At 38.1% G+C, this 25,716-nt stretch carries 20 protein-coding genes; 17 read left to right on the top strand and 3 right to left on the bottom strand.

Translation table 11 applies throughout. From position 1 onward, the window contains the following. Positions 1-226: 226 nt before the first annotated feature. The 4 genes from ACIQZ6_RS01895 (at position 227) to ACIQZ6_RS01910 (ending at position 4,868) form a co-directional block, all read left to right on the top strand. Positions 227-1,342, top strand: coding sequence for an exo-alpha-sialidase (locus ACIQZ6_RS01895; RefSeq protein WP_395807641.1), 1,116 nt, complete (start codon positions 227-229; stop codon positions 1,340-1,342). Between the two features lie 162 nt (positions 1,343-1,504). Beyond that, a complete protein-coding gene (locus ACIQZ6_RS01900; protein WP_395807723.1) occupies positions 1,505-1,957 on the top strand; it encodes a (2Fe-2S)-binding protein in 453 nt (150 codons plus the stop codon). Between the two features lie 5 nt (positions 1,958-1,962). Then, positions 1,963-4,104 carry a molybdopterin cofactor-binding domain-containing protein gene (locus ACIQZ6_RS01905; RefSeq protein ID WP_395807643.1) on the top strand — a complete coding sequence of 714 codons (2,142 nt, stop codon included), beginning with the start codon at positions 1,963-1,965 and terminating at the stop codon, positions 4,102-4,104. Between the two features lie 314 nt (positions 4,105-4,418). After that, entirely contained in the window at positions 4,419-4,868 is a 450-nt protein-coding gene (locus tag ACIQZ6_RS01910) for a KTSC domain-containing protein (protein WP_395807645.1), read from the top strand. Between the two features lie 46 nt (positions 4,869-4,914). On the opposite strand, the gene moaCB is transcribed toward ACIQZ6_RS01910, so the two are convergent. Together moaCB and ACIQZ6_RS01920 are read right to left on the bottom strand one after the other, a co-directional pair. Beyond that, the gene (gene moaCB, locus ACIQZ6_RS01915; RefSeq protein ID WP_395807647.1) at positions 4,915-5,868 is read right to left on the bottom strand and encodes a bifunctional molybdenum cofactor biosynthesis protein MoaC/MoaB; all 954 of its coding nucleotides are present in this window, start codon (positions 5,866-5,868) and stop codon (positions 4,915-4,917) included. Between the two features lie 227 nt (positions 5,869-6,095). Beyond that, the gene (locus ACIQZ6_RS01920) at positions 6,096-7,088 is read right to left on the bottom strand and encodes an alpha/beta hydrolase family esterase (RefSeq protein WP_395807649.1); all 993 of its coding nucleotides are present in this window, start codon (positions 7,086-7,088) and stop codon (positions 6,096-6,098) included. A gap of 98 nt (positions 7,089-7,186) precedes the next feature. On the opposite strand from ACIQZ6_RS01920, the gene ACIQZ6_RS01925 reads away from it, so the two are divergent. The 5 genes from ACIQZ6_RS01925 (at position 7,187) to ACIQZ6_RS01945 (ending at position 12,856) form a co-directional block, all read left to right on the top strand. Then, positions 7,187-7,933 carry a (Fe-S)-binding protein gene (locus ACIQZ6_RS01925; RefSeq protein ID WP_395807651.1) on the top strand — a complete coding sequence of 249 codons (747 nt, stop codon included), beginning with the start codon at positions 7,187-7,189 and terminating at the stop codon, positions 7,931-7,933. Continuing rightward, positions 7,930-9,306 (top strand): lactate utilization protein B, encoded by a 1,377-nt coding sequence (locus ACIQZ6_RS01930; RefSeq protein ID WP_395807653.1) that lies wholly within the window; start codon positions 7,930-7,932, stop codon positions 9,304-9,306. Before ACIQZ6_RS01925 ends, ACIQZ6_RS01930 begins: the two co-directional genes overlap by 4 nt. Before the next feature lie 27 nt (positions 9,307-9,333). Further along, on the top strand, positions 9,334-9,918 hold the full coding sequence (locus ACIQZ6_RS01935; protein ID WP_395807655.1) for a lactate utilization protein C: 585 nt from the start codon (positions 9,334-9,336) through the stop codon (positions 9,916-9,918). A gap of 19 nt (positions 9,919-9,937) precedes the next feature. Continuing rightward, a complete protein-coding gene (locus ACIQZ6_RS01940; protein ID WP_395807657.1) occupies positions 9,938-11,824 on the top strand; it encodes a hypothetical protein in 1,887 nt (628 codons plus the stop codon). 135 nt (positions 11,825-11,959) lie between these two features. After that, on the top strand, positions 11,960-12,856 hold the full coding sequence (locus ACIQZ6_RS01945) for a serine hydrolase (RefSeq protein ID WP_395807659.1): 897 nt from the start codon (positions 11,960-11,962) through the stop codon (positions 12,854-12,856). A gap of 35 nt (positions 12,857-12,891) precedes the next feature. Here ACIQZ6_RS01945 and ACIQZ6_RS01950 read toward each other — a convergent pair whose 3' ends face one another. Beyond that, positions 12,892-15,522, bottom strand: a complete 2,631-nt coding sequence (locus ACIQZ6_RS01950) for an outer membrane beta-barrel protein (RefSeq protein WP_395807661.1) — start codon at positions 15,520-15,522, stop codon at positions 12,892-12,894. Positions 15,523-15,874: 352 nt separating this feature from the next. On the opposite strand from ACIQZ6_RS01950, the gene ACIQZ6_RS01955 reads away from it, so the two are divergent. The 8 genes from ACIQZ6_RS01955 (at position 15,875) to ACIQZ6_RS01990 (ending at position 25,711) form a co-directional block, all read left to right on the top strand. Next, positions 15,875-17,203, top strand: coding sequence for an AGE family epimerase/isomerase (locus tag ACIQZ6_RS01955; RefSeq protein WP_395807663.1), 1,329 nt, complete (start codon positions 15,875-15,877; stop codon positions 17,201-17,203). A gap of 41 nt (positions 17,204-17,244) precedes the next feature. Beyond that, positions 17,245-18,588, top strand: a complete 1,344-nt coding sequence (locus ACIQZ6_RS01960; protein ID WP_395807665.1) for an AGE family epimerase/isomerase — start codon at positions 17,245-17,247, stop codon at positions 18,586-18,588. Positions 18,589-18,676: 88 nt separating this feature from the next. After that, positions 18,677-19,729, top strand: coding sequence for an aldo/keto reductase (locus ACIQZ6_RS01965; RefSeq protein ID WP_395807667.1), 1,053 nt, complete (start codon positions 18,677-18,679; stop codon positions 19,727-19,729). 9 nt (positions 19,730-19,738) lie between these two features. Continuing rightward, complete coding sequence (locus ACIQZ6_RS01970; protein ID WP_395807669.1) at positions 19,739-21,301, top strand: pectate lyase; 1,563 nt, start codon at positions 19,739-19,741, stop codon at positions 21,299-21,301. 36 nt (positions 21,302-21,337) lie between these two features. Beyond that, a complete protein-coding gene (locus ACIQZ6_RS01975) occupies positions 21,338-23,134 on the top strand; it encodes a c-type cytochrome (protein WP_395807671.1) in 1,797 nt (598 codons plus the stop codon). 77 nt (positions 23,135-23,211) lie between these two features. Further along, positions 23,212-23,676 carry a RidA family protein gene (locus ACIQZ6_RS01980; RefSeq protein ID WP_395807673.1) on the top strand — a complete coding sequence of 155 codons (465 nt, stop codon included), beginning with the start codon at positions 23,212-23,214 and terminating at the stop codon, positions 23,674-23,676. A gap of 60 nt (positions 23,677-23,736) precedes the next feature. Then, positions 23,737-24,477: a glucosamine-6-phosphate deaminase gene (locus ACIQZ6_RS01985; protein WP_395807675.1), complete on the top strand. Its 741-nt coding sequence runs from the start codon at positions 23,737-23,739 to the stop codon at positions 24,475-24,477. A 22-nt stretch (positions 24,478-24,499) separates the two neighbouring features. Beyond that, on the top strand, positions 24,500-25,711 hold the full coding sequence (locus ACIQZ6_RS01990; RefSeq protein WP_395807677.1) for a selenocysteine synthase: 1,212 nt from the start codon (positions 24,500-24,502) through the stop codon (positions 25,709-25,711). The last annotated feature ends 5 nt before the right edge of the window (positions 25,712-25,716 follow it).

Below are 25,716 nucleotides of genomic sequence, written 5' to 3' on the forward strand. Positions count from 1 at the left end.
TTGTTATGCCGAAAGCTATAAAAATGGCACTAGGCACTAATTTTTTCTATGAATTCAATTTTATAACAAGTTTATTACATTTTCGATGCTCGGATTATTTTTGATGCTTAAGTGATTCCGGGATCTTTTTTTAATTGTAGAATTTAATGTAAATTGAGGGTTATTAGTTGTTTTTAGTCTTTTTGTTCCATACTATTTTTTAGCGATAGCCAAATTTTTATTAAAAATGCATACAAATTCTTTAACTAAAATACTTTTTGCCACGCTCATGTTGGTTGGCTGTTTTACAACTGTTAAAAGCCAAGTCAAAGGTTTTCCGGAAGGTATAATTTCATATAAAGATCTCTTTAATACATCCCTGAATACTTCCATGAATAATTCTGAATCATGTTATCGTATTCCATCCTTATTAAAAGCACCTAACGGTGATCTTATTGCGGCAATAGATGAACGGAATTTATCCTGCGATGATCTTAGAACTCATAAAAATATAAATATTGTTCTGCGTAAAAGCAAGGATAATGGAAAAACCTGGTCGGCAATACGAACACTAATAGACTTTCCTTTCGGGAGTTCAGCGTCTGATCCTTCCATGATTTCAGACCATCAAACAGGAACAGTTTTCTTGTTTTATAATTTCATGGACCTCACTAAGGAAAAGGATATCTATTATATCCATGTGGTAAAAAGTACAGACAATGGCGAAACGTGGTCAAAACCAGAAGATATTACGCCCCAGATTAGTAAGCCTGAATGGAAGAAAGATTTTAAATTCGTTACTTCAGGAAAGGGTACACAGACAGCATCAGGCCTGTTATTGCATACCTTGGTTAATTTAAACAATGGACTTCATATTTTTGGATCTAACGATCATGGCAAGACCTGGTTTTTTAAAGATACACCGATTATGCCTGCAGATGAATCAAAGATCATTGAATTGAATGATGGTAGCTGGATGGTCAATTCTCGTGTAAATAAATTAGGTATGCGTGTTGTTCATATCTCAAAAGATCAAGGAAATACATGGGTAAGTAGAAATGAAGCTAGCCTGATTGATCCGGCTTGCAATGGTGCTATTGTGCGATATCAATCAAAAAAGTATGGTAATCTTTTATTGTTCACTAACCCTAATTCAAAGGATGGCCGAAAAAACCTGACCGTCAAGGTCAGTGCTGATGAAGGTAAGACATGGACTGCAGGTAAAACAATCTATGGTGGTTCAGCAGCCTATTCAGATATTGAAGTTTTAAAGAACGGTGATGTAGGTGTGTTCTTTGAAAAGGAAGAATATCAAGAAAATGTATTTGTTCGGTTTTCTATGAAATGGTTAATGGGGAAATAGATTTAACATACTTTATTGTTTTGAATATGCTTATCCAAGTCATTTTGTATCAATGGATATGACCACTTGCATTACTCGTGTTAATAAATATTCTTATTGTTACTTTCTATTATTCTTCTTTTTATTTAATTTCGATTTAAATCAAAATAATAAGTTATGGCCATTTATAAACTTCAGGTTAACGGAAAAACTCTCCAAGCTGATGTTGAAGCAGATACCCCTCTATTATGGGTATTGCGCGATCATTTGGGATTAGTAGGAACCAAGTATGGTTGTGGAATAGCGCAATGTGGAGCTTGTACGGTTCATGTTAACGGTTCAGCAACACGTTCTTGTGTTTATCCTGTATCTGCAGTAGGTACTTCGCAGGTAATCACTATTGAAGGTTTATCTGAAAAAGGAGATCATCCACTTCAAAAAGCATGGGATGAGATTGATGTGGCTCAGTGCGGTTATTGCCAGGCAGGTCAGATTATGACTGCAGCGGCATTGCTTAAGCAAAATCCTAAGCCTAGTATGGATGAGATAGAGGTAACCATGAATGGCAATATTTGCCGTTGTGGTGCTTATCATCGCATACGTGAAGCAGTTAAATTGGCCAGCACTAAAATTTGATCCCTATGAAAAGTACAACAACAACAAACAGCAGGCGTGATTTTTTAAAAATGAGCGCAATAACCGGGGGTGGCCTGGTATTGGGATTCAATTGGTTTAGCGCTGAAGCCAGTGAGCCTGTGGTTTTCAGCAGCGTAGTTGCTGGAGATATTAATTTTAACAGTTACTTATCAATTGCAACTAATGGTGCCATCACCATTATGTCGCCAAACCCTGAATTAGGTCAAAATATTATAACATCTTTTCCAATGGTGGTAGCCGAAGAGCTAGAAGCTGATTGGAAAATGGTAAAGGTATTGCAAGCAAATCTTGACAATAAGTTTGAACGCCAGCTTACTGGTGGTAGTGGTGCAGTACCGCATTCTTGGAAATTATTAAGAAATGCAGGTGCTACAGCTAAATTTATGTTAATTGAGGCTGCTGCTAAACAATGGGCTGTTCCTGCCTCTGAATGTACTGCGGCAAATAGTTTTGTTATGCATAGCCGCAGTGGCAAGAAATTAGGTTTCGGAGAGCTTGCTGAAGCAGCTACAAAGATCCCTGTTCCTGCAACAGTAAAGTTGAAAGACCGGAAAGACTTTAAACTTATTGGTAAATCGGTAAGGAATGTAGAAAATCTTAAAATAGTTACAGGCAAGCCTCTATTTGGTTTAGATTTTTACCGTGATGGGATGGTCTTTGCGATGATTCAGCGTCCGGAGCAATTCGGAATGAAGCTTAAATCATTTGATGGCTCTATCGCTAAAGCAATGCCGGGAATCATTGATGTGGTTTCTTTTAAAAACAATGTTGCTGTTGTAGGTAAATCAACTTGGCAGGTACTCAAGGCAAGAAAAATGTTGAAGATCGAATACGAAAAAGAATTCGCGCTAGAGAGTACTGAAGATCACGATAAATTATTCCTGAATTTGATGGATAATGGTCAAGCAACTGTCAGACGTAAGGATGGGGATGTGGATACTGCCTTTAAAAATGCTGCCAAAGTAATTAAAGGAGAGTATCAGTGTCCGTTTATTTCTCATAGCCCGATGGAGCCTATGAATTTCTTTGCTCATGTTCGTCCAGACGGAGTTGAACTTGTTGGGCCAACACAAACTCCAGGTAGAGCACGGGCCGAAATTTCTAAACTATTGAGCATTCCTGAAGATAAGATCACAGTGCAGATAACCCGCTTAGGTGGTGGCTTTGGAAGAAGACTGTATAACGATTTTGCACTTGAAGCGGCTGAATTGTCAAGCATTATTAAAGCTCCGGTAAAATTGATCTGGACCAAGGAAGACGACATGACTGCGGGTACTTATCGTCCTGCGGTAAGGTATCGTTTTGAAGCAGCATTGGATGCATCAGGTAACCTAACAGGATATAAATTAAGAGGAGTAGGGATCAATTCAGGTAACCCAACCAGGGAACATAATTTTCCATCCGGTTCGGTTGAAAACCTGTTGATTGATTCAGTTGAACATAAATCGCCAATTACAACCGGAGCCTGGCGCGCTCCAATAACTAATTTCCTTGCTTTTGCAGAACAGGCCTTTATTGATGAAGTTGCTCAGGCAGCGGGTAAGGACCCTGTTCAATTCAGATTGGATCTTCTTGCAAAGGCAAAGAAATCACCAGTTGGTGATATCCGCTATGATATTAATAGGATGGAAGGCGTCATTAAAATGGTTGCAGAAAAGTCTGGCTGGGGTAAGAAAAAAGATGTTTCACAAGGGTTTTCAGTCTATTTCTCACATGCATCTTATGTAGCTCAGGTTGCTGATGTGGTGATGAGAGCAGGCTTGCCTGTTGTTAAAAAGATTTATGCAGTTTCTGATTGTGGGCAGGTAGTTAGTCTTAATGGAGCTAGCCATCAGGTAATGGGCGGAATAGTTGATGGGCTAGGTCATGCCATGTATAGCAAGTTAAGTTTCAGAGATGGTGCCGCTGATCAAAACAACTACAATACGTATCGCCTGATCAGAATGAAAGAAGTTCCTGAAATTGAAACGCATTTTGTGGATAATGGAATTGATCCTACCGGATTGGGTGAACCCGCACTTCCTCCAACTGGTGGGGCAGTGGCAAATGCCATTTTTAAGGCTACCGGTAAGCGTGTACGAAATCAGCCTTTTATTGAAGAAGACGTTTATAAGACAATTTCATAATTTTAAACTCTTTGTTTTTAAAGCCGGCAAATCAAATTTGCTGGCTTTTTTTTGCCTGAAATTAGGATGATTATCGCCTTTACTTGGGTTAGTATACTAAGTAAATGGCATGGTGATGAGCTTGATTAGCTGTTTTCAGAATGACACATCGCCTGACCTTTCTAAGTTAGATTTATGCCGTTTTCTAGCCTCCATACAACCATGTTTTTCTTGAATAGCAAAACCTGTTATTAAAACCATACCTTTGCAAAATTATTTTCTGAAGGTCTGCTTCTTGCTATGCAATCTTCTACTGATCATATAAAAATTGAAGCATGAGAAAAATAGTTGATTACAGAAAGATATTAGGGGTTGATAAAAACGCTGAATTGCAGGAACTGAAAACGGTTTATCGTACCCTAATGAAAAACTGGCATCCTGATAAATTTACTGACTCTGAAGAAAGTAGGTTAGAGGCTGAAGAAAAAAGTAAGACGATTATTGAAGCCTATCATTTTTTAGTCAGTATTGCATCCGAAACTCGTTTGCAAACCATTGAAGATTATAAACTGACAACTACTACTTCAGGTATTGCAGATTTCGAATACAAAAATCAGATTCTGACGGTAAGTTTTGCAGATGGTTGTATTTATGAATATTTCGATGTGCCTAAAGCTGTTTATGTTAAGTTGATTAATGCTGATTCGCCGGGTAGATTTGCCAGAAGACATATTTATGCTAATTATATCTACAGAAGTACCAGTAAATTGGTTGCTACGGCTTAATTAAATGAAGGTATAGTTTAAGAGTTCTCTCATGAACTTAAATGACTTAACAATGTCCATCACCTTCCATCATCTTGCGTGCATGGAAAATACCTGGTAAAATAGCTTCTAATGATTCTTTAGCACCATTGGGGCTTCCTGGAAGGGTTACAATCAGTGTTTTACCAACAGCTCCAGCTACTGAGCGGCTCATCATGGCTAGCGGGGTACGCATTTGTCCAAATGTGCGCATCGCCTCAGTAATACCATCAGCATCGCGTTCCAGAATTTCTTTCACCGCACTTACGGTATTGTCGCGAGGGCCAAGTCCGGTTCCTCCGGTTGTAAAAATGAACTGAATATCTTCAGCAACCCAATCTTTAATCTGTTTCTGAATGGAATCTTTTTCATCGGGAAGTATTTGATAATGTAAAACATTACCATTGACCTTTTTTAGCATATCGCAAATCAGCAGGCCACTTTTGTCGTCACGTTCACCTCTTGCAGTTGAATCAGAACAAACCAATACCGCGCAAGATGGAGATTCTTCAATATAACGGTTGCGATCGCTTTTGCCACCTTTCTTTTCTAAAAGCCTGACATTGCCGATCTCGAGCTTGGTATCTACGGGCTTTAGCATGTCGTAAATTTCAAGTGCAGCAATAGAAACAGCGGTTAATGTTTCCATTTCTATTCCTGTGCGCCCAATAGATTTAGCTTCGCCTTGGATCACAATTCCTGTTTTGTTCAATATGCTCTCATCAAATAGCTCAGTATGCAATTCTCTGTTAATAAATTCAAACGTGAAATCCATGGCATCAATAGTTACCGGATGACAATGGGGAAGAAGCTGAGGGGTAAGCTTTGCCCCTAAAAAACCTGCTGCTCGAGCCACATCAAAGAGGTTCCCTTTTGGCAGTGCATTTGATTTGATCAGTTCAATGCTATTATCTGAACAAAAAATAATGGCAACTGCCCTTGCGGTACGGAGGGTAATTTGCTTATGGCTGATATCGCGCATTGTAAGTTATAAGTAATAGGTTATAAGTTATAAGTAATAGGTTGTAAGTAATAGGTTGTAAGTAATAGGTTATAAGTTATAGGTTGTAAGTAATAGGCTGTAAGTTTTATTTGTCTAAGTTAAGATTTTTACGGAATGCTTTCAGTCCTCATACCTCATACTTCATTCCTCCTATCTCACATCTCACATCTCATATCTCCAATCTCACATCTCAAATCTCACATCTCCTATCTATAAGACAACAAAAAGTCCCAGACTGTTTCAAAAGAATTATAATCCATGTTTTTACCCGAAACCAAAGGTTTTCCATTTTCTCTTAGGGTTGGATGTGTATGGCCTCCATTGATAATCTTGTAAAGAATCACATCATTTTTCCCTTTGTAATGATGAACTTCAACGGTTGATTGATCACCAGGTTCTATGTCTGGCAAAATGGTGATTTTTGCTTGGCTTTTCACGCCGTTTCTTGCTTTCCAGTAGGCGATATTCTCATCTCCTGAAAATAGTCTAGGTGTACGGGTTACTTTAACCTGCCCGCCTTCCCATTTAATAATTGAATCGGCAGTACCACTAGTTATGATGATGGGAATAGGTTTGGCTGAGGTAAATTGTTCAGCAACCTGCGGACTAATAGTAGAAACAAATGGAGCTATGGCTCTAATTTTATTTGGAATATCGCAACTCAGGCGATAGGTCATCATTCCGCCATTAGAACTTCCTGAAAAGTAAACTCTTTTTGGGTCTGCTTTAAAATCCTGTACAAAGAGGTCTATCAGGGAAGTTAAATATCCTACGTCATTAATTTTATCTGTCAGGGGGTAAGACCCGCCCAGTTTATCATTCCAATGTTTTGATGTAGCATCGGGATAAACTACAATAGCTTTATCGCGTTCAGCACGAGCATGGTATTGTGGCCCCAAAACATTGACACCTATCTGAGCGCTTGCACCCATTCCATGTAGGAAAAACACCACTGGAACCTTCTCCATGTTTTCAATTCCTGCGGGAATATAATAGATGTATTTTCGCTGTAAACCTTCAAAGCTCAGTGAATCTGTATGCAGCCCGGCACGATGGCTTGATTGCCCAAAAGTGTATTGAGCAGTAAATAAACAGATAAAAAGGTATAAATATCTTACGTTCATGGCTAAAATTAAAGGTTCAGGGTTTTTATATTCAAGTATCAGAAAATTTCTTGAAAATTTCTTTGTTTGACTCATAGAAATCCCATATTATCTCTATTAACTTTATAAAAAATGTGTATTTTGTTCTGCGAATGATTAGTGCTGAAGATTTATTATTGGAATGAAAAAAAAATATGAAAATCGGTCTTTTTATACCCTGTTATGTTAATCAATTGTACCCTAATGCAGCGATAGCAACCCTTGAATTGCTGCAGAAATTGGGTGCTGAGGTTAGCTACCCCTCTAAACAAACTTGTTGCGGTCAGCCTATGGCAAATTCAGGCTATGAGCATCTTACTCAGTCCTGTAATGATCTTTTTATAGAAAATTTTTCTGGATTTGATTATGTTGTTGCTCCTTCAGCAAGTTGTGTTTTACACATTAAAGACCATTTACATTCGCATGTTGATGAAAATGCAGCTTCAGAGATTAGAGGTAAGATTTATGAGTTAGTTGAATTTTTAACAGATATACTTAAAATAGACACACTGGATGCATATTTTCCTCACAAGGTTGGGATTCACCAAAGTTGTCATGGACTAAGGGGTTTGCATCTTGCGCAGATGTCTGAACTTGTTGCTCCAGCTTTTTCAAAACCTAAACAATTATTAAATATGGTCAAGGGTCTTGAACTAACTGAACTGGATAGGGTAGACGAATGTTGTGGTTTTGGCGGATTATTCTGTATCGCTGAAGAGGCGGTTTCAGTAAAAATGGGAAAAGACCGCATTACAGATCATACCAATCATGGTGCAGAGTATATTACATCACCCGATCTTTCGTGTTTAATGCATATGGAGGGAATTCTTCAGCGCAATAACAGTAAGGTCAAGATTATTCACATAGCAGAAATATTAAACAGTTCATCCATAAAGGTATGAAAGGCACACAAGATCACGCAACATTAGCAGAAGTATTCAATAGGGATGAAGACCGTGTCGATTGGCATGATGGCGCACTTTGGTGGATCAGGCAGAAACGCGACCGTTCAGCAAATTTAACTCCTCAGTGGGAAGAGTTGAGAGAAGCTGCCTCAGCAATTAAATCCAATGTGATTTCAAATTTGCACGATTATCTCTTACAATTTGAAGAGAATCTCAAAAAAAATGGGGTTAAAGTCTATTGGGCAGCTGATGCCGAGGAGCATAATCAGATTGTATATAAAATTTTAAGTGATAAAAATATCAATCAGATGGTTAAGAGTAAGTCTATGCTTACTGAAGAATGCCATTTGAATGAATATCTAGCTGACCGCGGAATTGATGTAATTAATTCTGATTTAGGTGAATATATTCAACAAATTGATAATGAGCCACCTAGCCATATTGTATTGCCATGTATTCATAAAAAAAAGGAAGAGATTGGTGAGTTATTTCATGAGCATTTGGGAACAGAAAAGGGGCTTTCAGATCCTACATTATTGACTCGTGTTGCACGTAATCATCTTCGGAATGTATTTATGACCAGGCGTGCTGCATTAACCGGTGTAAACTTTGCCGTTGCTGAAACCGGCGAGTATGTGGTTTGTACCAATGAGGGTAATGCTGATATGGGAGCTCATTTATGCGAAGTTCAGATTGCGTCTATGGGATTGGAAAAGATTATTCCGGAAAGGAAGCATCTTGGTGTATTCCTCAGGCTTTTGGCCAGGAGTGCCATTGGGCAACCCATTACAATTTATTCTAGTCATTTCAGAAAACCGCGCCCCGGACAGGAAATGCATTTAATTTTAGTGGATAAGGGTCGTAGTGAATTGCTTGCCCGTCCTGATTTCAGAGACTCACTAAAATGTATAAAATGCGGTAGTTGTATGAATACGTGCCCGGTATATCGAAAGAGTGGAGGTTTGAGTTATCATAACACCATATCTGGTCCGATTGGAGCCATTTTAGCTCCAAATTTGGATATGAAAAAGCATGCCGACCTTCCATTTGCTTCCACCTTATGCGGATCATGCACCAATGTTTGTCCGGTTAAGATACCAATCCATGAACAGCTTTATAAATGGCGTCAGGTAATTGTGAAGGAAGGATATTCTGCAAGCCGTAAAACATTTAGCATGAAGGCCATGGCATTGACCTTATCCTCTCCTGAGATTTATAATACCGCCGGTAAAACGGGCCGATGGATATTAAATCACGCACCTTTTGCCATCAATAATAAATTCAATCCATGGTATAAACAGCGTGATATGCCTGATAGCCCAGAACAATCTTTTGGCGAATGGTATTCAAAAAATGTTAAGAAAAGCTGAGTAATATTTTAAAAAAAATGAAATTAAATGAGCAGCAGAGATAGTATACTGGCGGCAGTTTTAAAGAATCAGCCACCTTTAACCAATCTTCCTGATATTTCTGGGTTTAAAGTTCCTGAAGAAGATGTAGTTGAAAAATACAAAAATACATTTTCAGGAATTGGAGGTTTGGTTTATAGCGCTAAAAATCTAGAAGCAATCAAAAACCATATCCGGGATAATTTTGACACCGAAAAAAGGATAGTCAGCACATTGCCTGCTTTAAGCGATATTGCAGAAATTTGTTCAGCTTCTGTTGAACCTCAAAGCTTTGAAGATGTAGAACTTTCTATTATTGAAGCCCGTTTAGCAGTTGCCGAGAATGGTGCTGTTTGGTTAACCGAAGAGGTTATGGGGCATCGAATAATACCTTATATTTCTCAGCATCTGGCAGTAGTTGTGTATGAATCTCTGATTGTTTCAACGATGCATGAGGCTTATGCTAAAATTGCCGATGAAGCATATGGTTTTGGTGGTTTCATTGGCGGGCCGTCAAAAACCGCTGATATTGAACAGGCCCTAGTTTTGGGTGCTCATGGCCCACTGAGTATGACTGTTTATTTAATTAAGTGATTTTTTGCATACCCATATTATGAACAATACGACCATCATTATCCGTGATAACCTTAAAGACGAATACAAGGATATATATACTGCCGAAGCAATAGAGGCACTTCAAGCACTTGCTCATTTTAATAAGTCTGTAAAAGATCTGATGGCCCAAAGGATCAAAAGAAGAAACGAACGTCAAAAGAGTAAAACAAGAATTACATTTCATGATCCTGAAAGTTTGATCCCAGGCACTGATATTAAAGTTCAGGATGCACGAGATGGAAAATTTGAAGGATCTGTTATACCGAAAGATTTGCAGCGTCAGTGGATACAGGGAACGGGTCCGGCATCAAAACCGAATGCAGGCCTGGAGAGTAGTATCAGAAATGCAGCCTATGCTCTTTTATCAGGTGCTGATGGTTGGATGTTTGATGGTGAAGACGCTTTGGGCCAGATTGCGAGCATGTCGCTTGATAATCAGCGTAATTTAAAGCTTGCAATATCCAAAGATCCTGTATTCTTAAAAGTAGCTGAACAGGTTGCTTCTGAAATGAACCGTTGGTCGGAAGGTTTTTTGGGCTATCCCATGGTAAAAGACTGGAAGACACAGCTTGACTTTACCACTAAGATATTCAGATGTCGCGGACTCCATCTCGATGATCGTCATATACGTGATGCAGATGGTGTGGCATTGGCGGCTTCAATTGCTGATCTATGTTTATATGTGGTGAATAATTACAGACAACTTCAGATTTCAGGTTCCTCTATTGTACTGTATCTTCCAAAAATACAAACCGCTACAGAGGCAGCTCTTTGGAATAAAATGCTCTCGGCATTAGAAGCGCACCTCAAACTTGATATAGGCACTATAAAAGTTTATCTACTTGTAGAGCAGCTCGAAGCAACTTATCAACTTATGGAAATTCGGGCTGTACTTGGAAAACATTTTGTGGGGTATAATACAGGCCGTTGGGATTATATCAATAGTGTTTCTGATGCCATGGCATGGGATAAGACCTTCATTAATCCCAATATTGAGTCGGTGACCATGACCTATGGATATATGCGTAATTATGAAGACCGTGTTCGTAGAGCAGTTAATACGCCTGATAAGAATGGCAATTGTGCGATATGGCAGGGTGGGATGGAACCTAATATTCCAGTTGGATCACCTGATGGGGTATCAGCAAGTATGAAAAAAGCTTTTGCTGGAGCTGAAAGGGAACAAAGAGAGGGAGCCAGTGGGAAATGGGTTGCGCATTGGAAAATGGTCAATATTGTCAGACCGGTCTGGGAAAAAATTGGAGAAGCCAATCAGGTAGGAAGAAAATTTCAAGCACTGACGTATACCCAGCAGGATGCTGATGGTTTAATTTTTCTGGAGCCTGCTCCGATAACGATTAGAGGCGCTCGAAATCTGTTGAGCGTGGCTATTCAATATGGGAATGCTTTTGCTCAGGGAATGCAGGCTGCGGCACTTAAGGCCGCAGATGACTTTGGAAACGATGATATTCTTTACCTGATGGAAGATATGGCCACAGGCGAGATTAGATTAAGTATTGTATGGGAATGGGTGCATAAAGGAGCTAAATTTACTGATGCAGATCTACAAACTGGTGTAAATGCCGGAGATCTATTTAGTTTTGACCTCCTTAAAAGATTAATTGAAGAAGAGTATGCAAAGCTTTTAAAGGCTGATAATAAGGATGTATATGATGCTTCAAAAACAACCACACTTCCAATTGCTAGAGAGATCGCTGAGATCTATGTATTCAATGAATTTAAGATTCCTTGGTTTATAGATCTGTTGAATATCAATCTCAATAATTCTGATTTGCAAATTGCTAAGAAAAGGATTTCGAATTATATTGAAACCTTTAAGAATGAAGGAAAACGAATAACGGAAAACCCTGATTTTAAGCACTAAAGATCAACATGCTTTTTATAATACACAAGTATTGTATCTATTGAAAATGAATGGACTTGCAAATCAATAATCTTAAATCATAGTCTTATTAATTTGGGCTAGTTTTAATCCCTGCATTTTTATCAATTAATGAATATGAAAAAGTTTCTGCTATTAATAGGTTTTTGTATCATACAATTAACTGCTTTTGCTCAGTTTTTAGCCCGAGATATATTAAAGCAAAAGGCAGAGAATGATTTGAAAGAGATCATTGCCTCTTCACCTTCATTAACTGGTTTGATGGCTATTGACTTAACAAGCGGAGAAACAATTGGTATCAATTTTGACGGGGTATTTACTCAGGCAAGTGCGATAAAGATTCCCATTTTGATGGAAGTTTATAAACAAGCACATGAAAAAAAGTTTGCATTGACAGACATTAAACCCTTACAGCCAATAAACACAGTTGCAGGATCAGGAATCCTGAATGTAATGACTGATCCGGTTAATCTGAGTATCAGAAATTATTGTATGTTGATGATCGGGCTAAGTGATAATTCAGCCACTAATACGCTAATAGAGCTTGTAGGGATGAAAAATGTAACCAATACAATGCTTTCGCTTGGGTTTTCAAATACCAGACTGCAGCGTAAGATGATTGACCAACCAGCCTCTTTAAGAAATGAGGAAAATATTTCTACTCCGGCCGAAGCGGCTAAACTTCTTAAACTTTTGTTTGATGGAAAGTTTATTGATGCTGCAACATCAAATGAAATTGTATCCATACTTCAAAAAAATCCAATTGAGAACAGTAAAATTGCTGTTGGAGTTCCTGGAAATGTAAAAATTGCATTTAAGACAGGGGGGATGGGTGGAGTATCTACCGAATGGGCTATTGTATATCTAAAGAACAGACCTTATGCGATAGCAGTTATGGAAAATTATAAAACTTCAGCAACGCCATCTACTATAATTAGTTCAATTTCTAAGCGAGTTTTTGATTATTATAGTATGATGAAAGCTACTAAATACGGGGTTATATTAGACAATTAATTATTCAAACCAGTCAATTTTAGTTGTCTTCTATTTTAATTTTTAGTAGTACTTGAACCTCCGAATTTATTCATTCTCAACGTAAATGTGAGCAAAAAATATCTTCCTAAGCGGTTGATCTGTCTATCAATGATGACATTGTCAAATACATCTCGTGTTATTCCTGTTTCCTGATTCAGCAAGTCATTGCCCTCAAATCGTAAAGACCCAGAATTGCCTTTTAAAAAACGGTATTCGGTGTATAAGCGGAGTATAGTTGGATTTCTAATGATTCCATTGTCAAAACCAGAATTGATAGTTTTTCTGAAGTCATAACCTATAGTTAGGTCTTTAAAAAAGTAATTTCTACCCCTCAATTCAAAACCAAGAGTATTGGTTTTACGGTCACTGAAATTTGCCTGAGAATATTCTGTTTTATTGATTGAATAAGAAGTTTCCAGTCTTAAATCTACTACATCTTTGACATTGACCTGAAATTCAAGCTCTTGTCTGACCATGTAGTTTTTGGCAATATTTTTATCGAGGTTGATGAAAGCCACGTTATTGTTTAGGTAGGCTGATCCTGAATAAGTTAGAGTATATTTTCTCTCAGCGAATGGTTTTCCATAAGAATAATCTCCTCTTAATGAATAGAAACCATCGGTATTGGTATAACTGGTAACTTGATTAACAGTATTTGGTATTAATATTTTGGTTGTTACGATCTTATCTTGTGTTTGATTATAATTAAAATTGGCATTAAAAATATGTCCCATATCCCAATCAGACTGATTGTATTTAGCATTAATGGTATGTACAAATTCAGGTTTTAGGTCTGGATTACCTGAAAGGGTATTTTGTAAATTGGAATTATCTGTAATGGGCTGTAATTGGAGAAAACTAGGTTGGTTACTTCGTCCCCAATAATTAACATGCAGTGCTTGTTGTTTGGTAAACCTATAAACCATCCGTGCTGATGGTATGAAATTTAAAGTTCGATTTTGAGTATTGATACCCCTGGTTAAATTTTGACCTTCTAAAAGGGTAGGCTGAGCATTAATTCCTAAAGTATAGTTATATTTTTCAGCAATATATCTGTATCCAAGTCCAATTCGGTTCGTTGTAAACTGGTATTCATAATTATTACTCAAATCTTTATTAAAAATTTGGTTTCCATTGGTAATATCATTAGTAGCACGGTCTGTAGTTGTACTTGAATGACTATAATTATAACTGAATTCGATAAATGATTTTTTCCAAAATGGTTCCATATAGGTTGCGCTTGCCCAAGTTGAAAAATTATTGTTTGTATTGGCAATTAACTGATTTTGTATTCTTGTAGAGTCAATTCCGCTTTGTTTGATTAGGTAATTGTTTAAAACATCTCTATAATTCTCTCCATTTGAATAGTTTAGGTTTGAGCTCAGGCTCATATTCCTACCTTTTTTCTTAAACCGATGGTTATAGTAAATATTGGTTCCCAGATTTGCAGACGATGAGTTAGTGCCAGATAAATTATTTCTGAGAGTATTCAAATTTGGTTGGCTAATATCAATAACTCCCTGATTGTCTGAATCTGATGAATTAAAAGAAAATCTTGGTGATATTTTTAAATAGTTTAGCGTATCAGGTTTCAAGGTAATATTACTCGAAAAATTATGACTGTAATTATCACTTTTATTATTTGCTACAGCATTCTCAAGACGAGTATAGTTTGACAGAAAGTTTTGAGAATATGTTTTAGTGAGAGTTGTATTCTTTCGGTTGTTGAAATTGTATCCTGCATCTGCAGAAAGTTTTTTGCTCCAATCATTTCGGTAATTCATACTGGCCGAATTGGTACTTGTAATGCCATTATTTGCCCCGCCCCGCATATTAATATTATTAACCGTTCCGTCAAATGAAACTTGCCGTTCGCCCTTAAAGTTGTTCCCTCTAAGTATCGTATTGTATCTGTCTTCGCTCCCAAGGCCACCTGCAATGCGGGCAGAATAACCTCGTTTTTTATCTTCTAGGATCGTAATATTCAAGATTTTTTCAGGTTCACCACTCTTTATGCCTGTTAAGTTGGCATGGTCTCCATAATCATCAATTAACTGCAGGTTTTTGACAATATCTGCCGGTAGATTTTTAATGGCAGTGGCAACATCAGTTCCAAAAAAGTCTTTTCCATTAATCCTGATCTTTGTAATTGGTTCTCCCTGAGTGGTAACATTGCCATCTGCATCAACTTTAACTCCAGGTAATTTATTGAGTATTTCCTCAACAGCATCACCTTGCCTTACAGGGAATGCAGCAGCATTGAATGTTACGGTATCTTCACTTACTTTGATGGCGGTAATACCTGTGATTACCACTTCATTAAGGGTATTCGATGCCGTTTTTAAGATGATTGGAGGTATAATGAGTGTTTTGCCTTCAGTGATTTTATACGTTTTCATGAAGGTTTCAAAACCGATGAAAGCAGCTGAAAAGCTAAATTCTGCCCATTTTAAATTTTTGAAAGAAAATAAGCCATTGATATCTGCTGATGTAGCTATACTGTCATTTGCTGATTTAATTTTGATAACAGTTCCAGTAAGTGGAATACCCTGCATATCGAGTACACTTCCTTTTACACTAAAGCCTTGAGAATAACCTTGCAAAAAACATAAAGTTAAAATTACCGCAAGGGAAATCCTTTTCATAGTATATCATTGGCTTTTTAAGGTTATTAATTAAAATAATCCATTCAAAGTCTAATTTTTAGCTGTTAAAACATCAAATATAGTCTCCACATTTATTTTTTTCCTTGAATAATCAGTATTGTTACATTCTTTCTGTGCAATTCTAAAATCTGATTCCGAAAAAAAAGCAGTTCGTGTAGCTAAAGAACTTCTATTTTATGTTTACGTACCCAATGGTCTTAAACCAAATATTTTATGATAAATAGGCTAGCTAATATCAAAATTATTGTATTTTTAGTTTCCAAGACAGAATAGAATTTAGTCTAGATTGATTATTGGCTGTCTATGATTTTAATGAATCTAAAAAATCAAAATGAAAAGAAGACAATTCATGTGTGGCTCGCTTGCAGCGGGTTTAGGGAGTATTAGCCTGGGGGCTTACGGATCTGAAGTAAAACCAGATTTAAGTTCGCCACTTGTTCTTAATAGTTCTGCAGGAGATATAAAACTGAGCCTTCAAAAGCTTCATGATCGTTATACGTCAGATTTGTTCGGTAAATTTATTCCCAACATGGATAAATTCGTTATTGATCATCAGAACGGAGGCTTTATGTGTTCAGTTGACATAACCAATGGCAAGCAAGTCAATAGTAATAAAACCGCCTGGTATGAGGGAAGAGGAATGTGGACTTATTCTTTTCTATATAATCACTTCGGTAAAAATCCAAAACATCTCGAGGTTGCACGTAAATCGAAAGATTTCATACTAAAGCTTCAACCTAAAGATAACAGCTTCTGGACCTCCTCATTTGACAAGGAGGGTAATTCACTGAGTGGTCCTGGCGATATTTACTCTAGTTTATTTGTGGCTGAAGGCCTTGCTGAATTTGCAAAAGCATCGGGTGAAAAGCAATATTTTATACTCGCCAAGAAAATAATTCTATCATGCCTTGATCGGTACGATAGCCCAGATTATGATTATTATGTAGCTTATTTAAATCCAGAAGCCCCAAAAATTCCTGCTCCCAGGGTTTTAGGGCATTGGATGGTGTTTTTAAGGGCTGCAACACAAATTCTTGAAAACGGTCCAGATGCAGATATCCAAAAAGTTGCCGATCGTTGTCTTGATGCCTGTTTAAACCATCACCTGAACCCTGAATATAAGCTATTTAATGAGGTGCTGAATCATGATATGAGCAGACCTGATAATTCATACAAAGACTTTGCTTATACAGGACATGGAATTGAAACCTGCTGGATGCTTCTGTTTGAAGCAGCGCGTAGAAAAGATAAGAAACTGTTTGATCAGATAGCTGAAGTTTTCAAGAGGCATGTTATAGTTGCTCATGATGATGTTTATGGTGGTTATTTTAGAGCGCTAGATCATGTGGGAAATAATACATGGAAGGTGGATAAGGTACTTTGGCTTCAGGAGGAGGTGCTTATTGGTACCCTGTTTATGGCTGAGCATACTGGTGATCGCTGGGCGCAGGATTGTTTCAGAGAAACTCTTGTGTACGTCCACCAGAAATTTGATATACCGGGTAATTTGTTTTGGGCTTCGGCCGGCGACAGGCAGTTAAAGGATTATGCAAAGTTCAGGGCCGAACATTATCACCATCCGCGTCACCTTATGCTTAACTTACTTTCAGTGAAGCGAATGCTTAAACGCAAGGGCCAAGTTTCAAATTTATTTGGCTAATTATAATGATTTTAAACAATGTGCAGTAGAATTGATTTATAATGAATAAAGAATATTCAAGAAGAGATTTCTTAAGAAAGAATTCAGTTGCTGGGTTTGGAATGATTGGCGCAGGTGCATTTGGGGGATCCTTATTAAGCACTGATGCCTTTGCCAATGACATTGAAAATGCTACCGATATTAAAAAGATCTCAGAACTTAACCTGAAAAAGCTTCGTGATACATACATGGAAGCACTTTTAGGGAAGTTTATTCCTAACATGGACAATTATGTAGTGGATCATGAATTAGGTGGATTTATGTGTTCTATTGATATCAGGAGCAAAAAGCTCATCAGTACTACTAAACGTGCCTGGTTTGAAGGTAGGGGTATATGGATGTATTCATTTCTTTATAATACTATTGAAAAGAAACCCCGATACCTTGAAATAGCTACTAAATCAAAGAACTTTATTTTAAAATTATTACCAAAGGACGGAACCTATTACATATCCTCATTTACCAAAGAAGGTATTCCGGTAGGAAATGTTGAAGGCGACATCTATGGCAATCTATTTGTTGCTGAAGGTTTAGCTGAATATTCGAAGGCGATTGGCGATAAACGGTATTTCGATCAGGCTAAAGATATTATTCTTAAAGCTGTAGAGCGTTATGATCGTCCTGATTTTACTTATGCTTATAAGGCAGAAAACAGGCTTGCCGGGCCGCGTATTCTGGGCCATTGGATGATATTACTAAGCCTTTCTACACAAATGCTGCGTCAGCATGCTGATACAGAAATCAGAGCCCTGGCCGATCGTTGTGTGGATGCAATTATGAATCATCACCTAAACCCTGAATTTAAATTACTAAATGAGGCATTGGCTCATGATATGAGTCAGCTCACTGATCCTGTAGCCTCACAGTATGGTGATATTGGTCATGGGTGTGAAACTTTAGCCTTTGTTATGAATTACGCAGTGCTAATAAAGGATGCAAAATTGTTTAAAAGAGCTTCGGCAGAGTTTAAAAGGCATGTTGATATAGCTTGGGATGATATTTATGGGGGTTATTTTCATGTTCTAGAAAATGTCAGTACCAATACCTGGGCCTTAAACAAATTGCGCTGGTTACAAGAAGAGATCCTCATAGGAGCCTTGATCCTGATTGAGCATACTGGTGATGAATGGGCTTTAAATTGTTTTGCCAAGACAGAAGCCTATATTAGAGAAAAATATGTACGACCTGAATACGCCTTTGTAATTGATAGCGGAGACAGGAAAATGGAAAAACATACCAGCGTTCGTGCAGAACATTATCATTATCCCCGGCAGTTGATGGTATCTATACTGGCTATAGACAGGATATTAAAAAGAGGAGAAAAGCCCTCTGGGATTTTTTCATAAAAAATAGTGAATCTGTGTTTACAGAATACGCCATTTTATACTAATTTATTCTCCGGAAACGGAAAAAACATAATCTAATAATTCTCTAATGAGTAAAACAGAATATCCTGGTCAGGCATTTTACAATGCTCCTTTTGTAGTCAATTCTTTTAATGATATGCCTTATCGCACCTTGGGCAAATCGGGTCTTAAGGTGTCAAATATAGGTTTGGGTACCTGGAAAATGGGTTACCCTGAAAGCGGCGACGATTCACGCATTGATGAAAAGAATTCATTGAGTATTCTTGACAGAGCCATCGATCTGGGCGTTACCTTTTGGGATACTGCAAACCGGTATAATAATGCCTCAGGTAATTGTGAAAGGATCCTGGGTACATGGTTTAAAAACAACCCTGAGCAAAGGCGCAATGTAGTACTTGCAACAAAAATGGCCGGTACAATGGATGGCTTAAGCCCAAATCATTGCGGGATTTCGAGAGGAAATATCATGGAATCAGTTTATGCAAGTCTGGAAAGGCTTCAAATAGATCATATAGACCTGCTTTATTTTCACAGATTCGATGGAATTACTCCTCCTGAAGAAAGCCTTGAAGCGATTGAAGATCTTGTAAAACAAGATCTTATACGTTATTTCGCGGTTTCAAATGCCAGTGTGGATATTCTCAAAACCTATCAAAATGTTCAGTCACAACTGTCTGTCAGAAGCCGAATCCTTGCAGTGCAGAATCAGTTTGACCTATTAGATGGCGAATCAGCAGAAGATAAGGGTGTTTTAAATTATGCTTCTGAACAAGGAATCTCATTTATAGGCTGGAGCCCAATGGCAAGAGGGCTTTTAACTAACAGATATTTGAATCCGGTTGTGGCGGGTCCTGGCGATCGTTTGTTCGATGAAGGAGACCTAAAGGCGAAGACTAGTCCAGAAAATATGGCTAAACTACATGCTCTTGCCGCTATTTCAAACCAAATGGGAGTAGAACTTAGTCAACTTGTTATGGCCTATATGTTAACAATGAAGGGAATGGGACCAATTATTCCATCTTCTTCAAGTGTTAAGCAGCTTGAATCGAATGCGGCAGCAGGAAAGCTTATACTTACCAATGAGCAGATTGACAAAGTCAGGAATATTGTAAATTACTAAAGATTTATTATGGTAACTTTTAAGTCTATTGTTGGTAGTGTCTCGCTTTCATTATTGCTAGCTCTAAATAGTTTTGCACAGCCTAAAAATCTGAATGAGGATGTTCGCTCTGCCATGCTCCGAGCTACTCAATTTATGGTTGAAAAGGCAAGTACTAATGGTGGATATGTTGCCCATTATTTGCCAGATTTTTCGCGTCGTTGGGGAGAACTTGAAGGATATCAGACTCAAATATGGGTTCAGGATCCAGGAACAGTGAGTATGGGAAATATTTTTCTGGATGCCTATAAGGCAACGGGAGATGAATATTACTATCAAGCTGCTAAGAAAGTTGCCGCTGCACTGATCTGGGGGCAGCGTCCTGAGGGTGGATGGAATTACATGATCGACTTTGCCGGCGATCGTTCTTTAAAACAATGGTATAATACAATAGGTAAAAATGCATGGGGTTTTGAAGAATATTATTATTACTATAACAATACCACTTTTGATGATTCCAATACCTCAGGGCCAGCAAATTTTCTGTTGAGGATCTATCTGCAAAAATTGGATATTACCTATAAACCTGCTTTGGATAAAGCAATTCAGCTAATTATTGATAGTCAATATCCTCTTGGAGGATGGCCTCAGCGATATCCCTTAAAAAACAACCATCCCAAAAATGGGAAAGAAGATTATACCTCTTTTTACACGTTCAACGATGAGGTAATCTCTGGAAATATTGATTTTCTTATTCAGTGTTATGCTACACTCGGAGAAGAGCGTTTTCTGGATCCAATTAGAAGGGGCATGAATTTTTACCTGATTACTCAGCAAGGAAATCCGCAGGCAGGATGGGGGCAGCAATACAATATGGAACTTGAGCCCACCTATGCCCGTAGTTATGAGCCAGCTTCATTAATGCCCGGATTTACATATACCAATACCTTACTATTGTTAAAATACTATCAGTTAACGGGTGATAGAAAATTCCTTGCCCGCATTCCGGATGCGATAAAATGGCTTGAAAGTACCGTGCTGCCTCCAGATAAAAGTGAAGGAGGAACACGTACCCATGCAACATTTATTGAAATTGGAACCAATAAGGGGCTTTATGCACATCGAAAAGGTAATGGTGTGAGCGAGGGTCATTATTGGGTTGATTACGACGACAAAAATCTTTTAGCCCATTATGGAGGTAAAGCCACTATAAATATTCAGTTTCTGAAAGATGAGTATAAAAGAGTCAGTTCACTTGCTGCTGATGAAGCTGTTAAAAATTCGCCCTTAAAGGTGAGTAAAGTAGAAGGTTTACCTCAACAACAATTACTAATAGGTTCAGCAATTGGAACTATCCCAAATGAATCAGTAATTAATTCGGTTATTAAATCGCTTGATCAGGACCGCTGGCTAGTAAAGCATATTCAGATAAGTAGACCTTATTCTATTTCAGCAGATGGTAAGGAAATGAATACAGCTAAATTGAGTGATGAAAATGGTAAAGGTATAGTTGACGCTACAGAGCAACTCTATATTTCAACCAGAGAATATGAGAAGAATATGAGTTTATTAATAAAGTATCTGAGCAGATAGTTTTCAGAGCTCAACATATTAAAACAGATATATCGAATGATTTTTTATCGAACTATTTCAGCAATTATAAAGACTCGGTTCAGTAGTTTCTATCTTGTTCTGGCCTTGATTATGATTTTGATTTATTCCTGTTCAAAGATATCTACTACTTTACCTAAAGCTTCAGCAGATAATGGAGGCTTATTTTTGCCTGATAATTTTGAGGCGCTGGTAGTGGTTGACAGTATTGGCAAGGCTAGGCACCTTGCAGTGAATAATAATGGCGACATCTATGTGAAGTTGACGTATAACCGGGCTATGAAGGGGTCTGGAGGTACGGTAGCTTTACGTGATATCAATAAAGATGGACGGGCAGATTCGATCGTGTATTTTGGAGATTATACGGATGTTGGCAGCTCTGCTGTTGGAGTGACCATTCACAATGGTTATCTCTATACAAGTACTGTAAATCAGGTATTAAGAAATAAATTAAGTAATGGGCAATTGGTTCCCGACAGTAAAACAGAGGTTATGCTTACCGATCTTGACCCAAATGTTGCAAAAAACTGGCATACCACCAAACCACTGGCCTTCGATAAAAAGGGATTTATGTATGTTCCTTTTGGTTCACCATCTGATGCCGGACAGGATATGTCTAAATACGGACCAACCGGAATTCCGGGTGGTAAAGGTTTAGATCCTTCGCCTGAACGAATTAATCATGCCGGTATTTGGCGTTTTGATGCCAATAAAATTGGTCAAACACAAAAGGATGGATATAAATTTGCTACGGGTATCCGCAGTGTGGTAGGTATGGCATGGAACAATACGGATGACCAATTGTATGCCGTAATGAATGGAATTGATAATTTCCGTACCCTTTACCCAAACCTATATACGGCGTGGCAAGCCGCTGTTCTTCCTTCTGAACCCTTACTAAAAGTTACTGAGGGTTCAGATTTTGGATGGCCTTATGCTTATTATGATCAGTTACTGAAAAAAAATATGCTACAGCCTGGATATGGTGGCGATGGTAAAGTAATTGGTAGAGCAGCCAATTTTGATGTGCCGGTTATCGGTTTTCCTGGACACTGGGCACCAATGGATGTGTTGTTTTATCAGGGTAACCAGTTTCCAGATCGGTATAAAAAGGGTGCTTTCGTTGCTTTTCATGGTTCTACCGATCGCTCGCCTTATCCACAGGCCGGTTATATTGTTTGCTTTGTCCCATTTGAAAATGGGCAACCCAATGGTAAAATGGAGGTCTTTGCAGATGGTTTTACCGGTGTTGATACAGTTGTGAATACGAGTGATGCAGTTTATAGGCCTATGGGGCTTTCAACCGGTCCGGATGGCTCATTATACATTTCAGAATCAAACAAAGGAAAGATTTGGAGGGTTATGTATAAAGGAGATAAGAACAAATTTGGTGACGCGCAGCTGGCAAAGATGGAGCTTCGTGAGCAGAGGTCTTATATTAAAACACCAGATGTTGTAAAAGATAATTTGCAGCGGGGAGATCGGTTAGCTGGGAGTATTTTATATACTACGTATTGTGCAAATTGCCATCAAAGTAATGGTAAAGGAGACGATAGCAGATTTCCTCCGCTTGCCGGATCAGATTGGGTGATAGGAGATAAAACCAGGCTAATCAATACCATTCTAAATGGCCTTGAAGGCGAAATTAAGGTGAATGGGCAATCCTGGCAAGGCTTAATGCCTGCCCACTCCAAAATACTAGATGATCATGCAATTGCATCCATATCAACCTATATACGACAGAGTTTTGGTAATAAGGCCAGTGCAGTGAGTGCTCTTGAAGTTAGTAAATTAAGAAATGTAACAAAGCCATAATGCTTCCTTATTCACAACAAAGGCTTAGTGTTTTTATTAGTACATTAGTTTAACATAACATAAATCAAACATAAAAAATGAAATCAACCATCTTAATAGGTTCTTTGCTCGTTTTTGGATTAACTTCCTGCGTAGGCAATTTGACAACTGAATCAAAAAATGTTAGCTCTGAACGTAAAAATATTATGCCAGAAGGATATAATCGTGGATTGCCTTTCACGCCCGGAATTCTGGTTGATGGCACACTTTATGTAGCCGGATTTAGCGGTGAAGATCCGAAGACCGGTGTTATTCCTGAAGAGTTTGAGACTGAAGTTAAGCAGGTATTAGATAAGATCGGTGTGATTTTAAAGGAAGCAGACATGGATTATAACGATGTTGTTTCTGTTCAGGTATACCTGACAGATATGGAGCTTTTTGAGCGTATGAATGTTGTTTATCGCACCTATTTTGATGAGCCACGTCCTACACGTTCTATTATGGGAATTAAAAGTTTGATTGGCCCTGCAAGAATTGAGATCACGGTAACTGCACGTAAATAAGCGCTAGGGTAATTGAAATTGAGCTGAGCAACATAGCAATTGATTAATAATTAATAATTTATGAATATTAAAATAACCGATAATCCTGTCGAATTAGGAAAAGTGTCTGCAGCTGCTGCTGTAGAGGGAATAATTAATGCAATTAAAGACAAAGGACAGGCTAATGTTATTCTTGCTACTGGTGCAAGTCAGTTTGAAACATTAAGAAACCTAGTTGAAGATACTACAATAGATTGGTCAAAGGTGGTGATGTTTCATCTTGATGAATATATCGGCCTTCCTGAAACAGCACCTGCAAGTTTCAGAAAATACCTGAAAGAACGTTTTTTGAATTTGGTAAGTCCGCTCAAAGCCAGTTATTTGGTTAATGGTGAAACAGATCCTGAAGTAGAATGTAAGCGTTTAAATCAGATTATCACAGAACACCCGATCGATGTGGCATTAGTTGGAATTGGCGAAAATGGGCATCTAGCTTTTAATGACCCCCCTGCTGATTTTGATACACTCTCACCTTACATTGTTGTAGATCTGGATGAAAAATGCCGTTTGCAACAGTTTAATGAAGGATGGTTTCCTTCATTGGCAGAAGTTCCAAAAAAGGCAATAAGCATGTCAATCAAACAGATCTGCAAATCAAAAATGATTATTTGTTCTGTACCGGATAGCAGGAAAGCGGAGGCTGTTAAAAACACTTTGGAGAATAAGGTAAGTAATAATGACCCTGCGAGTATTTTACAGACTCATGCTAATTGTTTATTCTTTCTGGATAAATCTTCTGCATCCTTACTTTCAAAAAATTAGAGCCTCTTAATAAAATGTCATCATGAAACGTAGAGAACTGATTAAATATTTATCTGTGGCACCCTTGGCAGGCGGTTTAACGGCTGTTCCATTAAATTCTGCAAGTGCTGCAAGCTCTATTGTTAAGAGAGATTTGATTAAGGAATTAGGTTTGAGAACATTTATAAATGCCTATGGTGTTTATACCACCCATACTGCTTCTTTAATGGCCGATGAGGTGCTTGAAGCCATAAATGGGGCTTCAAGAAAATATGTTTTGTATAATGACCTACAAGACAAAGTTGGCGAAAAGATCGCAGCCATGTGTCATGCTGAAGCTGCCATGGTTACTTCAGGTTGCTGGTCAGCCTTGGTGTTGGGAACGGCCGGAATCCTCACCGGAATGGACAAAATCAAAGTGGCTAAATTACCGGATGTTACTGATTTTGAACGGAATGAAGTGATTTTGCAGAAAACACATAGTGGTTCTTATGACCATGCTTTAAGCAATACCGGAATAAAGCGAATTTTCGTTGAAACCGCAGAAGAATTCGAGAAGGCTATCAATTCTAAAACTGCTATGACCTGGTTCTACAATGAAGCAGCACCATGGGGCAAAATAGGACATGATGAGTGGCTTTCTATATCAAAAAAACATAAAATTCCTGCAATGGTTGATATTGCCGCAGATGTTCCGCCTGTTGAGAATCTTTGGAAATTTAATGATATGGGCTATGACGTGGTTTGTGTTTCTGGAGGGAAGGCTATCCGTGGTCCGCAGAGTGCCGGAATTTTGATGGGAAGAAAAGAAATTATTGCAGCCGCCCGTCTGAGTGCTCCTCCGGGAGGAAACAATATTGGTCGCGGAATGAAGGTTAATAAAGAGGAGGTTTTTGGTATGTATGCCGCATTAGATCGCTTTATTAATCTTGATCAAGGTAAGGAATGGCAAATGTGGGAAGATCGTGCACATGTTATTTTAAATGCAGTAAAAAAAGTGAAAGGTGTTCAAGCTGAAATTTTTGTCCCGCCAATAGCCAATGTAACTCCTACCTTGAGAATATCCTGGGACCAGTCGCTAATAAAGCTAAGCACCAAAGAAATGACTCTTAATCTTAGAAATGGTGAGCCCTCTATTGAAGCCCCAAAAAGCATTAATGATGCCATGATACTGTCTGTTTGGATGATGCAAACCGGCGAGGAAAAGATTGTGGCCAAAAGATTTACTGAAGAATTAATTAAAGCATCAGTTTAAGACCT

This window comes from Daejeonella sp., from assembly GCF_044348475.1.
GTDB lineage: Bacteria > Bacteroidota > Bacteroidia > Sphingobacteriales > Sphingobacteriaceae > Daejeonella.

Bases quoted from the DNA above. Each gene is read 5' to 3' on its own strand.
- ACIQZ6_RS01895 (WP_395807641.1), top strand. From the start codon at position 227: ATGCATACAAATTCTTTAACTAAAATACTTTTTGCCACGCTCATGTTG.
- ACIQZ6_RS01905 (WP_395807643.1), top strand. From the start codon at position 1,963: ATGAAAAGTACAACAACAACAAACAGCAGGCGTGATTTTTTAAAAATG.
- ACIQZ6_RS01910 (WP_395807645.1), top strand. From the start codon at position 4,419: ATGAGAAAAATAGTTGATTACAGAAAGATATTAGGGGTTGATAAAAAC.
- moaCB (WP_395807647.1), bottom strand. From the start codon at position 5,868: ATGCGCGATATCAGCCATAAGCAAATTACCCTCCGTACCGCAAGGGCA.
- ACIQZ6_RS01920 (WP_395807649.1), bottom strand. From the start codon at position 7,088: ATGAGTCAAACAAAGAAATTTTCAAGAAATTTTCTGATACTTGAATAT.
- ACIQZ6_RS01925 (WP_395807651.1), top strand. From the start codon at position 7,187: ATGAAAATCGGTCTTTTTATACCCTGTTATGTTAATCAATTGTACCCT.
- ACIQZ6_RS01930 (WP_395807653.1), top strand. From the start codon at position 7,930: ATGAAAGGCACACAAGATCACGCAACATTAGCAGAAGTATTCAATAGG.
- ACIQZ6_RS01935 (WP_395807655.1), top strand. From the start codon at position 9,334: ATGAGCAGCAGAGATAGTATACTGGCGGCAGTTTTAAAGAATCAGCCA.
- ACIQZ6_RS01940 (WP_395807657.1), top strand. From the start codon at position 9,938: ATGAACAATACGACCATCATTATCCGTGATAACCTTAAAGACGAATAC.
- ACIQZ6_RS01945 (WP_395807659.1), top strand. From the start codon at position 11,960: ATGAAAAAGTTTCTGCTATTAATAGGTTTTTGTATCATACAATTAACT.
- ACIQZ6_RS01950 (WP_395807661.1), bottom strand. From the start codon at position 15,522: ATGAAAAGGATTTCCCTTGCGGTAATTTTAACTTTATGTTTTTTGCAA.
- ACIQZ6_RS01955 (WP_395807663.1), top strand. From the start codon at position 15,875: ATGAAAAGAAGACAATTCATGTGTGGCTCGCTTGCAGCGGGTTTAGGG.
- ACIQZ6_RS01960 (WP_395807665.1), top strand. From the start codon at position 17,245: ATGAATAAAGAATATTCAAGAAGAGATTTCTTAAGAAAGAATTCAGTT.
- ACIQZ6_RS01965 (WP_395807667.1), top strand. From the start codon at position 18,677: ATGAGTAAAACAGAATATCCTGGTCAGGCATTTTACAATGCTCCTTTT.
- ACIQZ6_RS01970 (WP_395807669.1), top strand. From the start codon at position 19,739: ATGGTAACTTTTAAGTCTATTGTTGGTAGTGTCTCGCTTTCATTATTG.
- ACIQZ6_RS01975 (WP_395807671.1), top strand. From the start codon at position 21,338: ATGATTTTTTATCGAACTATTTCAGCAATTATAAAGACTCGGTTCAGT.
- ACIQZ6_RS01980 (WP_395807673.1), top strand. From the start codon at position 23,212: ATGAAATCAACCATCTTAATAGGTTCTTTGCTCGTTTTTGGATTAACT.
- ACIQZ6_RS01985 (WP_395807675.1), top strand. From the start codon at position 23,737: ATGAATATTAAAATAACCGATAATCCTGTCGAATTAGGAAAAGTGTCT.
- ACIQZ6_RS01990 (WP_395807677.1), top strand. From the start codon at position 24,500: ATGAAACGTAGAGAACTGATTAAATATTTATCTGTGGCACCCTTGGCA.